Raw genomic sequence first — 10,537 nt, forward strand, 5'->3', positions numbered from 1 at the left:
ATCTAATAATGATAAGTCACAATCTGATTCATAAAAAATTTTTGCCATTTTTAATATCCCCCATTAATTTTTATTACTCGATTTCCTTTTTCGTTACCCATTATACGTCTAATGTTGTCTTATGTCAATAGCGTTGTCTGCTCTCTTTGAACATTTTTTTAACAATCATCAATTATTTCTTTTCTAACTTTAATTGATTGATTGCCCTTAAGATGTGTATACGCATGGCGCTTCTTGCCCCTTCTGCATTTCGATCATTCATAAATTCCATAATCATTTTATTATCTGAGATAATATCTTGATTAGATACATGTTCATATTCGTAAAGAAAAACCCCTTTTTGAATAGATTCTTGTAACACTGGTTCTAATCTTGACATAAATTCATTATGCGTTGCTTGTGCAATAGAACAGTGAAATAACATTTCTTGTTTTGCATAACTTTTTTTATTTGTAATACAGTCTTCAATTTCATTTTTGATTGCATTGATTCTTTCCAATTCTTTATCCGTTGCTCTAAGTGTTGCATAATAAGCAATTTCTGGTTCAAAAATCAAACGGATTTCGTAAAGATCATCTGCTCCCATTTTAACTTCTGGAGGAATATTGAACTTTTCAAAAGTTTGATTATCATAATCTTCTCTAACAAAAGTTCCTTTTCCTCTTTTAATTTCTAAAACATGTCGTGTTACTAAAATACGTATCGCTTCTCTTAATGTAATACGACTAACTCCTAATTCTTTAGATAATTCAATCTCATTAGGAAGTTTATCTCCTGGTAAATATTTCTTTTCAACGACGATCATCGAAAGGAGCATCTCAGCAATATCATCCGATAACCTTTTTTTCTTATCCATAGTTTCCCTCGATTCCTTAAATTACTTGAAATTCTATCACAAAAATAATAATTATTCTATGCCCTTTTGTCCATACATCTTTTTTTAATTCCTCATATAGTACAATGAAAGGAGGTTATTTATGGACAATATAGCCAATCAAGCCACTTTGCTTTACAACAATATGACAACTAATTCAAATACAGTAACAACTCAAATATTAAGTCTCTATGACTTAACTGCTACTAAAGAAGCACTTCTTGATACTTATACCCCTAATCAAACAATCACTTATGTAACAAGAGTAGAAAATACAGGAAGTGCTTCACTTTATAATTTAACAGTTGTCGATGATTTAGCTAAAGGACTCACTCAATATGTTGATAATAGTGTAGAAGGTTATTTAAATGGTACACCGATTGAAGTAAACGTACAAATAACAAACAATACAGTTATTTTTACCATTGATAATGTAATAAATCCTAATGATAATGTGCTTATTATTTTTGAAACAACGACACCTACAACAAGACCAGATGTGCTTACAAATACACAAACAATTACAGCCAATGGTGGATCAACCACTGGTCCTATCGTTGCTGTCACACCAAATCCTAGTGCTTCTGTAAAACTTGCAAATTATGTATCATTAGATATTACCAAATCAGCAAATAAAGCTAGTATTTATAGTGGAGACACACTTGTTTATACTTTCCAAATTATCAATAATGGTAATGAAAATGCAACAAATGTTTCATTTAGTGATGTTTTCCCAACAGGATATACAATTAATAGTATTTCTCTAACAACACCTGATTCACCTACACCTATTATCTATGATCCAACAACTTATGTTACTGGAACAACACTTACAATTCCTAATTTAGCTATTCCTGTAGGTACTAGTACGCTTACTGTTTCAGGAATTTATACAAATTAAAATGGATGCCATGGCATCCATTTTAATCGTATAATTGAAAATTTAAATGATAGACAAGAGAATCAAACATTTTTGTATTAAATCCATAAGCAATACAATCATCTACTTCTCCATCCCAATCATTATTTAATTGATCTAAAACTTCTTGTGCTTTTTCTTTTGTTATTTGACAAGTCGCAAAGAATTCAACAGCATCTTTTTCCATTTGTGATTCTTTGTAAGGAGATACTGAAAAATCAGGATAGATTTCTAATAATTCCTCTTTTACTTTTTGATAATCTTCTTCTTTTGAACTTGATATAACAACATATAATGTTCCTAACATTATTTCATCATCCTTTCTTTAAACTTTGATATATTTTCAAAATCATCATTTTGTCTTTTTTCTATATCATGATATAACTTACTTACCTTAAATGCAATCATGATAAAATAAAGAATAAGCATTACAATTAAAATGACAAACCACATAAAAATAAGCCAACCCATATTACATAACTCCTTTATCTAATTGATGTAAATCTTTATGATAAAAAATATAAAGCATGATTGCAGCAGCAGTCCAAGCAAGAACCTCTGCTAAATATATTCCATAAACACCCATATAATGCGGTAAAATAAGTGCTGCTGATACTCTCGTAATTAACTCAACAATTCCTGATACCATTGGAATAATCGTATTTTCCATCCCTTGAAGAGCACTTCTATAAGAATATAAAATATATAAAACTGGTAAACAAACAGCCATTGTAAATAAATAATCATAAGCATATTTTAAAACAATTTGTGTTTGTTTTGGTGTCGTAGATATAAAAAGTAATAATACTTTTTTACCAAAGAATAGAATAACGATCATAATAACAATGGAAATAAAAACAGATAAAATATTTGCTTGAAAAACACCGGATTTCATTCTTTGATATTTTTTAGCTCCATAGTTTTGTGAAACAAAGGTTGTAATTGCATAACCAAAGGATATAGCAACAACTTCTAATATTCCATAGAGTTTATTTGTTGCTGTATAACCAGCAATAAATAAGAAACCAAAGCCATTAACTACAGATTGTAAAACAATTCCACCAAAAGCAATAATCAAGTTTTGAAAAGCTAATGGTAAACCTAATTTAATGAGTTGATAAATAAGTTTTTGATCTATTTGAAAACTTTCTTTTTTAATTTTAAAGGGTAATTCTTTTCTTATTTTAAAATAACAAAAAGTAGCTGCAAATAATTGTGAAATCAATGTTGCTATTGCTGCACCAGCAATTCCTTGATGAAAGATACAAACAAATAATAAATCGAGTATAACGTTTAAACAAGCAGCAATGAGCATTGCAATAAGCGGTGTACGACTATCCCCTATAGCTCTTAAAATACTTGAAAAACAGTTATAAAAGATCACAATTAAGGCTCCACCAGACATGATTCTTAAATAGGTAATAGATCCTTGAATTGTATGACTTGGTGTATTTAATAGTTTTAATAAAGGTTCGATAATTATTTGTGAAAAAATGATAACTAAAATTGCTATTACAAAACATGAAAGATAGGACATCGCAATTGATTTTTCCATTCCTTTTTCATCATTAGCCCCTAAACAATTAGATACACGAATTGAAAATCCTTGTGTAAAGCCCATTAAAAGTCCTAAAATAGCCCAGTTGATCCAATCTGCTCCACCAATAGAAGCTAATGCATCAACACCTACAAAACGCCCTACAATCATGGTATCTACCATGATATAAAGTTGTTGTAAAAAATTACCGAACATTAAAGGTAAAGCAAAGAAAAAGATAAGTTTTAAAGGATGACCTGTGGTTAAATTTTTCATAAATTCCCTCCATAGATTTAATTATTAAGAGTTTTTAATATAAAGTCAATCATATTGTTTTTTTATTTTTTGATTTTAGGTTATAATGTATAGAGGTTAAAGGAGAGAGTAGTATGGCTAATTGTAATCATGATTGTAATTCATGTAAAAGTACATGTTCAAAAAAAGATTTTTTAGCACCAATGAATGCACATTCTCATGTAAAAAAAGTGATTGGTGTTGTAAGTGGTAAAGGAGGCGTTGGAAAGTCTTCAGTAACTTCATTATTGGCGCTTGCTAAACAAAGAGAAGGATATAAGGTAGCTATTCTAGATGGTGATATTACAGGACCTTCTATAGGACGTATTTTTGGCGTAGAAAACAAACAAGTTTTATCTAATGGTAAAGAATTCACACCTGTTGAAAGTAGTCAAGGAATTAAAATTATGTCTACGAATTTATTATTAGAATCAAATGACACACCAGTTATTTGGCGTGGTCCCGTACTTGCAGGAATGATCAAACAATTCTGGTCTGATGTAATGTGGGGAGATGTTGATTATATGTTTGTTGATATGCCTCCAGGAACAGGAGATGTTCCACTTACAGTTTTTCAATCACTTCCATTAGATGGTATAATCATTGTGACAAGTCCTCAAGAACTTGTAGGGATGATTGTAAGTAAAGCTGTTAATATGGCTAAAAAAATGGATGTCGATATTATTGGTATCGTTGAAAATATGTCTTATGTTAAATGTCCTGATTGTGATAAGAAAATTTATATGTTTGGTAAAAGTCATAGCCAAGAAGTGGCTGATCGTTATCAACTTCCATTACTTGGTCAATTACCTATTGATAGTGAATTGACTCAATTATCTGATCAAGGTTATGTTGAAAATTATCATTCTGATTGGTTTGATGAGTTTTCTCAAAAAGTAAAAGATATTTAAAAAAGCACTCACGTGCTTTTTTAATTTAGTGGTTCATTATTACGATTCATGAAGTCTTTTACGGCATCATTTAAAACATCATTTAAATATCTACTAAATTCATCTTTATCTTCTACATTAGATAATTGAATAGGCATGTTTACAACGCCAACATGAACATTTTCATCAGCCATAAGTTTTTCAATATCACCTGATTGTCCAAACATTTTTGATGCTGCTTGCATTGTTTTACAATGTGACATTGTCGCATAATATATATAATCTTCAATTGTTTCCATTCCAGCAACATCTTGAATTTGTTTAAATTGTTCTTCTAATAATTCCATTTCTTCATCATCAAATTCTAAAACAACTTGTTTCATCTCAATCACCTCATATTTCGTGTAATATATTATCACAAACTTTAAAAAAAGATAGTCTTTTTATTATTTATTTCTAACAAGAAATAAACTTATAGATCTAAAAAATCCCAATGTTAAAACATTGAAAACAGTAATCCAATCTCCATATTTAGGATAAACCTTTTTTATAATTTGATGTGAAATATAAATATTCATAATAAAAGAAAGTAAAATACATCCTAAAAATAATAAAAAGATAATTGTATCTAATGAACCTAATTGAGCATTTAAAGAGAGATAAAAAAGAATTGTTCCCATAATTTCAATCATCATTAAAAATAATCCTTCCTTTTCCAATGCTACTTCTTTTCCTAGAAGATATTTACTGTAATAAGGAATCCATGATTTCTTTGAATGTGTTTTATTATAAAGAAAAAGACTTTCAAAAATATAATTTTCAACAAGATAAAAGATGCTGATAAAGATCAAAAAAAGATATAACGCATAAAAAGACATAAATAAACCTAAAACTACTAACACACTTATTCCTCCCATAATCTTGCCTCCTAAAAAATAAATTCATAAACAATGCCAAAGATTTCTCTTACAAAATATGTAGGAAATAACCACCAAGCAGTATGAGCACTTATAGCATAACTTTTGATATTTAATCGACGAGCTATTGTTTGTGCACGATATTCATGAAATTCATTTGTAATAATCGTGATTGCTTTAGATAAATTTTCTTTTTTAATTAATTGATAAGAAAACAATATATTTTCTCTTGTAGAAGTAGACTTATCTTCTTGATATAAGCGATGAGGATCAATTCCTTTACTTACAAGATATTGATACATACATTTAGCTTCTGATATTTCTTCATTAGCACCTTGTCCACCTGATAGAATACATTGTAATTTAGGATTTTCATTTAAATATTGATATGTTTTATCAAGTCTTTCTTTTAATGCAAGACTTGGTTTTTTATTTTTAACACGACATCCTAAAACAACAACTGTTGTTTCTTCTTGAGGTAATATATTCATATTTGTAAGTATTTTATAAGAACACGTAGAAATAATTGCTAAAAGGATGATTATGAAAGATAATATTATTTTAGAAAAAATCAAATGATGTAATGGCTTATTAAAAAAGATAATAAGGAAACAACCTAAAGAAACTATCATTCCTGCTATATTTCCAATATTTAAGATTCCTTTTAATAAAAAAGGAAGTAAAAAAATAATAAAACTTATGATAAAAAATATCAGTAATAAATATTTTATAATTTTCATTGTTTCACCTACTTGGATTCATTCTAACAAAAAATAGAGATTTTGACATCTCTATTTAAAATATTGATCTATTTTATTTTTATTTAGTTCTTCACCGATAACAATTATGACATCTTGCCCTTGATTGATTTCTTGTATAGAGGTATTTTCTTGAGTCATATTGATTTCATACCAGTGTTTTTCTTTTTGATAAAAACCTTTAACTCTCATGACATGACCACAATCTTGATCTTTAAATATATGATTTATTTTTTGAATAAATTCATCTTGATTGAATCTATTATTCATATAATAAAGAGATTGAAAAGCATCATTTTGGTTAAACCATAATTTTTCAATATAATCATTTGTATATTGACTATTTAATAATTCTTGATAATCTTCTTGGGTCATTTCATCCCATTTTTTAATTTTTAATCTTTCTTGTAGAAGAGGTTTTCCATGAAATAAAGCAAGTGCATCATTCATTTGTTGAATTGTTTCTACAATTCTTTCTTTACTTGTAGTATCTACTTTACTTAAAATAATTTTTCCTGCACTTACAATTTGGCTTGCAAGTAAATAAGAAGCTTCTTTAGATAAATTTTTTTCTAATGAGGCATCTACAATTGCAAATACATTTCCTATTTCATACCAATTTGTAAGAGGTTCTTCATGTAAAACATCAAAAAATTCTTCTACATCAAAAATACCTGATGGTTCTACCAAAACACGATCAAAGTCTCTCATTCCCATAGATATCAATTTTGTCTTAAAACGTCTTTGATGACAATCCTTATCACAAGCTCCTGCTACCATTTCTAATTCACAATTTTCTGATTCTAAATCTTGTAATAACATCATATCAACATTAACTGCACCAAAATCGTTTTCAATAATTCCAATTCTATATCCTTGATCAATTAAATATTGAGCATATTTTTTTATGAAAGTTGTTTTACCAGATCCTAAAAAACCTGTTATTAAATCTACTTTTACCATAATCTTCACTCCTTGATTTTATTATATATCTAAAGAAAAAAAAGTCTAATAGAAAGACTTTTTAATCTGTTCTTAACGCTGTTACAGGATCTTCTTTCGCTGCTTTTTTAGAAGGAACAATTCCTCCAAGTAGAGTTAAAATCACGCTTAAAATAATTAAAACAATTCCTGCAACTGGTGGTAAAGAAGCATTAACAGCTGTTGTATCTGCAATATTGTGAATAACAATATTAGCTGGGATAAGAGCGAGTAATGTAATAATAATTCCAATAAGACCTGCAAACAATCCAATAATAAATGTTTCAGCATTGAATACTTGCGAAATATTACGTTTAGAAGCCCCTATGGCTCTTAATATACCAATTTCTTTTTTACGTTCTAAAACACTAATATACGTAATAACACCTATCATAATTGAAGAAACAACCAATGAAATACCTACAAAGGCTACAAGGACATAACTAATGACATTAACAATATCAGTTACCGAAGACATTAATGTTCCTACAAAATCTGTATACGTAATGACTTTGTCTTCTTGATTTGTTTTTTCCATTTTATGATTATACGTATCTAAAAAGTGAATCACTTTTTCTTTGCTTTCAAAGTTTTTAGGATAAATACTAATACTTGCTGGTTTTTTAAAATCAGCATATCCTAATTTCTTTATATTATTATCATATGAATCTTGTTCACTTGTCATCATTGATGAAATAATACTCATAAAATCATTTTCATCACCACTAAAGCTCATTGCTTCTGCAAAAGCATGACTATCAAATTGAAAAGCATTTTCCATTGATGAGCTCATAGACATCATACTTTTTTGAATACCTCTTTGTAGAGAGGATGATAAATTTTGCATAGATGATTGCATATATTGAGACATAATTTGAGAAATTTGTGTTTCTATGTTTGTTGATTGTATAATAGATGTCATTTCTTGAGTTAAAATATTCTTTGCTTCTTGTGAATTTAAATAGCTCATTAAATACTCATTTATTTTTGTAATATCTAAATCATTTGCGCCTAATTGTTTTTTATAATCGTCTAAGACTGCATTGATAATTTGTTGCATTTCATTTTGATCAATACCATCTTCAATATATTTCTTTACTTGTTCTTCTATAACTTGACGTGCATGATCTGTTTGTAAGTAATTTATAAATTCTTGTGTAGCTTGATTAATATTTACCTCTGGATGATTTTTTTCATATTCTAAATAACCATTTAATAAAGAATTAGCTAAATGATCAAGTTGATCACTTGAAACATTAAATTGAATTTGATTAATTATTTGATTCATGTCTAATGTTGGAAGTGATAGATTTGTCAGTTCTTGATTTAAATTCGTAAAATCTAATTGTAAAGCTTGTGTATTGAACTTAAATGCTGATTGCATTTTGTTTTGATCAATTGTAAATAATGAACTTAAATCAAATTGTGAATTTTTTTCTTCAAAAGCATTTCCTGTAAAAATATTCACATTTTTATTTTTTAATTGATCTTGAACAATTTGAGTTGTAGATGACTTTTCTATAATATGTTGTACAAGTGATGATGGATAATAAATTCCTGTTGATAACATGGTCGCTGTTTGATCATCTTTAGGTTGGACAATGCCTACAATTTTTAAATCTTCACCATTTTGAACAAGTTGATTCATATATGTTTGATCATTAGATTTATCTTTATATACATGATATTGTTCATCATATTCATAATAATCCGCCGATTTAACAAGTTTGAATGTTTTATTTAAAATATCTTGATAACTATAATCATCCTCTTTTAATGTCACATCTACATCTTCTTCATTAGCAAACTGTTGTACCATTTGATCTAATTCTGATGAATCTCTTAAACCAAGTGTATAAGCCATCATATCACTTATCTTTCCAGAGGAAGTAAGAACAACAACACATTCATTATATTTTTTTGGCCAATGACCTGCTTTCATATCATATTGCCCACTAAATAAGTTAGTGTTTTTAGGCATGGATTTAAAGACATCTGTAGACATCATGGAAGACATCATACTATTTGAACTTGTGGATGATCCCATTCCTAGGGAACTAAATGTTTTATCAGGATTAACTTGTCTATAAGTATTATCTTGATAGCGATATATTTGTGGTGTCACATTATAAGTATATTCGATTGCATTGGAATAATTTTTTAATTGTTTTTGATTACTTTGAATATAACTCTTTAATGATTCTAAATCATTTGATCCAATTTTAGAAAACATTGTAGTCATCATATTAGCTACTTGAATATCATTTTTAGAAGATTGTTTTTTATCTTGATTATCATCTACTAACATTGATGACATATCTATACCAGTACTTGTAATTTGTAAAGGATATTCTGACAACGTATCTTCTTCGATTGTTTGAATATAAGTATTAACACCATTTGATAAAGATAATATAAGAGCTATTCCTATAATCCCTATAGAACCTGCAAAAGATGTTAAAAAAGTTCTTCCTTTTTTTGTTTTTAAATTATTAAAACTAAGGGATAGTGATGTAAGTAAAGACATAGATGTTTTTCCCATATTACGATGTTGTGGGACAAAACTTTCAACATGATATGGGTTTGTATCATCTAAAATAACTCCATCTTTTAATGTAACAATACGTGTTGCATATTCTTTGGCAAGTTTTGGATTATGAGTAACCATAACAACAAGTCTGTCCTTAGCAACTTCTTTTAATAAATCCATAACTTGTATACTCGTTTCACTATCTAAGGCTCCTGTTGGTTCATCAGCCAATAAAATATCAGGATCATTAACCAATGCTCTTGCAATAGCAACACGTTGCATTTGTCCTCCTGATAACTGATTAGGCTTTTTATGAATTTGTTGTCCTAATCCTACCTTGGTAAGAGCATCAATTGCTTTCTCTCTTCTTTGTGCTTTAGAAACACCAGAAATAGTAAGCGCAAGTTCAACATTGGATAAAATTGTCTGATGTGGAATTAAGTTATAACTTTGGAAAACAAAACCAATTGTGTGATTACGATAAGAATCCCAATCTCTGTCTTTATATTTTTTTGTGGAAATACCATTGATAATTAAGTCTCCACTGTCATATCTATCTAATCCACCAATAATATTTAAAAGTGTGGTTTTACCAGAGCCACTTGGACCAAGTATCGATACAAATTCATTATCTCTTAAATTAAAGCTGACATGATTTAAAGCTTTTTGAATAAAATTTCCCGTTTTATACTGTTTACAGATATCTGTTATTTGTAACATCTTTCCCCCTCCACATAGAATAAAATTATCATTTCAATTTGAACTTATTATTAATAGTATGTAAAAACATAAAAAAAAAGAAGGAACTGGCAACGAGCTATTTTCGCACAATGTACT

11 protein-coding genes are annotated in these 10,537 nt (G+C 28.4%); 2 read left to right on the forward strand and 9 right to left on the reverse strand.

Going from position 1 to position 10,537, the window contains the following annotated elements; all coding sequences use genetic code 11:
* Positions 1-172: 172 nt before the first annotated feature.
* The gene (locus LJD34_RS14600; protein WP_032089587.1) at positions 173-856 is read right to left on the reverse strand and encodes a FadR/GntR family transcriptional regulator; all 684 of its coding nucleotides are present in this window, start codon (positions 854-856) and stop codon (positions 173-175) included.
* Between the two features lie 121 nt (positions 857-977).
* Here LJD34_RS14600 and LJD34_RS14605 point away from each other — a divergent pair, with 121 nt between their 5' ends.
* Complete coding sequence (locus LJD34_RS14605) at positions 978-1,775, forward strand: DUF11 domain-containing protein (protein WP_227360244.1); 798 nt, start codon at positions 978-980, stop codon at positions 1,773-1,775.
* Positions 1,776-1,797: 22 nt separating this feature from the next.
* On the opposite strand, the gene LJD34_RS14610 is transcribed toward LJD34_RS14605, so the two are convergent.
* From LJD34_RS14610 to LJD34_RS14620, 3 genes are read right to left on the reverse strand one after another with little or no spacing between them, the layout of a single operon-like run.
* Positions 1,798-2,100, reverse strand: a complete 303-nt coding sequence (locus LJD34_RS14610) for a hypothetical protein (protein WP_022002563.1) — start codon at positions 2,098-2,100, stop codon at positions 1,798-1,800.
* Positions 2,100-2,264, reverse strand: a complete 165-nt coding sequence (locus LJD34_RS14615) for a hypothetical protein (RefSeq protein WP_022002562.1) — start codon at positions 2,262-2,264, stop codon at positions 2,100-2,102. Before LJD34_RS14615 ends, LJD34_RS14610 begins: the two co-directional genes overlap by 1 nt.
* 1 nt (position 2,265) lies before the next feature.
* Entirely contained in the window at positions 2,266-3,606 is a 1,341-nt protein-coding gene (locus tag LJD34_RS14620; RefSeq protein WP_119362559.1) for an MATE family efflux transporter, read from the reverse strand.
* 113 nt (positions 3,607-3,719) lie between these two features.
* On the opposite strand from LJD34_RS14620, the gene LJD34_RS14625 reads away from it, so the two are divergent.
* A complete protein-coding gene (locus tag LJD34_RS14625) occupies positions 3,720-4,535 on the forward strand; it encodes an Mrp/NBP35 family ATP-binding protein (RefSeq protein ID WP_022002560.1) in 816 nt (271 codons plus the stop codon).
* A 20-nt stretch (positions 4,536-4,555) separates the two neighbouring features.
* Here LJD34_RS14625 and LJD34_RS14630 read toward each other — a convergent pair whose 3' ends face one another.
* From LJD34_RS14630 to LJD34_RS14650, 5 genes are all read right to left on the reverse strand, one after another.
* On the reverse strand, positions 4,556-4,897 hold the full coding sequence (locus LJD34_RS14630; RefSeq protein ID WP_022002559.1) for a hypothetical protein: 342 nt from the start codon (positions 4,895-4,897) through the stop codon (positions 4,556-4,558).
* A gap of 63 nt (positions 4,898-4,960) precedes the next feature.
* Complete coding sequence (locus LJD34_RS14635) at positions 4,961-5,431, reverse strand: hypothetical protein (RefSeq protein WP_119362557.1); 471 nt, start codon at positions 5,429-5,431, stop codon at positions 4,961-4,963.
* An 11-nt stretch (positions 5,432-5,442) separates the two neighbouring features.
* Positions 5,443-6,171: a YdcF family protein gene (locus LJD34_RS14640; protein ID WP_227360245.1), complete on the reverse strand. Its 729-nt coding sequence runs from the start codon at positions 6,169-6,171 to the stop codon at positions 5,443-5,445.
* Positions 6,172-6,222: 51 nt separating this feature from the next.
* Positions 6,223-7,152, reverse strand: a complete 930-nt coding sequence (locus LJD34_RS14645; protein WP_175302088.1) for a GTP-binding protein — start codon at positions 7,150-7,152, stop codon at positions 6,223-6,225.
* Between the two features lie 61 nt (positions 7,153-7,213).
* A complete protein-coding gene (locus LJD34_RS14650; protein WP_227360246.1) occupies positions 7,214-10,420 on the reverse strand; it encodes an ATP-binding cassette domain-containing protein in 3,207 nt (1,068 codons plus the stop codon).
* Positions 10,421-10,537 lie beyond the last annotated feature (117 nt).

Source organism: Faecalibacillus sp. MSK20_93, from assembly GCF_020589945.1.
In the GTDB taxonomy this organism is placed as follows: Bacteria; Bacillota_I; Bacilli_A; order Erysipelotrichales; family Coprobacillaceae; genus Faecalibacillus; species Faecalibacillus intestinalis.

What these genes read in the sequence shown, in the direction of transcription:
- LJD34_RS14600 (WP_032089587.1), bottom strand. Translation starts at nt 856, where the DNA reads ATGGATAAGAAAAAAAGGTTATCGGATGATATTGCTGAGATGCTCCTT.
- LJD34_RS14605 (WP_227360244.1), top strand. Translation starts at nt 978, where the DNA reads ATGGACAATATAGCCAATCAAGCCACTTTGCTTTACAACAATATGACA.
- LJD34_RS14610 (WP_022002563.1), bottom strand. Translation starts at nt 2,100, where the DNA reads ATGTTAGGAACATTATATGTTGTTATATCAAGTTCAAAAGAAGAAGAT.
- LJD34_RS14615 (WP_022002562.1), bottom strand. Translation starts at nt 2,264, where the DNA reads ATGGGTTGGCTTATTTTTATGTGGTTTGTCATTTTAATTGTAATGCTT.
- LJD34_RS14620 (WP_119362559.1), bottom strand. Translation starts at nt 3,606, where the DNA reads ATGAAAAATTTAACCACAGGTCATCCTTTAAAACTTATCTTTTTCTTT.
- LJD34_RS14625 (WP_022002560.1), top strand. Translation starts at nt 3,720, where the DNA reads ATGGCTAATTGTAATCATGATTGTAATTCATGTAAAAGTACATGTTCA.
- LJD34_RS14630 (WP_022002559.1), bottom strand. Translation starts at nt 4,897, where the DNA reads ATGAAACAAGTTGTTTTAGAATTTGATGATGAAGAAATGGAATTATTA.
- LJD34_RS14635 (WP_119362557.1), bottom strand. Translation starts at nt 5,431, where the DNA reads ATGGGAGGAATAAGTGTGTTAGTAGTTTTAGGTTTATTTATGTCTTTT.
- LJD34_RS14640 (WP_227360245.1), bottom strand. Translation starts at nt 6,171, where the DNA reads ATGAAAATTATAAAATATTTATTACTGATATTTTTTATCATAAGTTTT.
- LJD34_RS14645 (WP_175302088.1), bottom strand. Translation starts at nt 7,152, where the DNA reads ATGGTAAAAGTAGATTTAATAACAGGTTTTTTAGGATCTGGTAAAACA.
- LJD34_RS14650 (WP_227360246.1), bottom strand. Translation starts at nt 10,420, where the DNA reads ATGTTACAAATAACAGATATCTGTAAACAGTATAAAACGGGAAATTTT.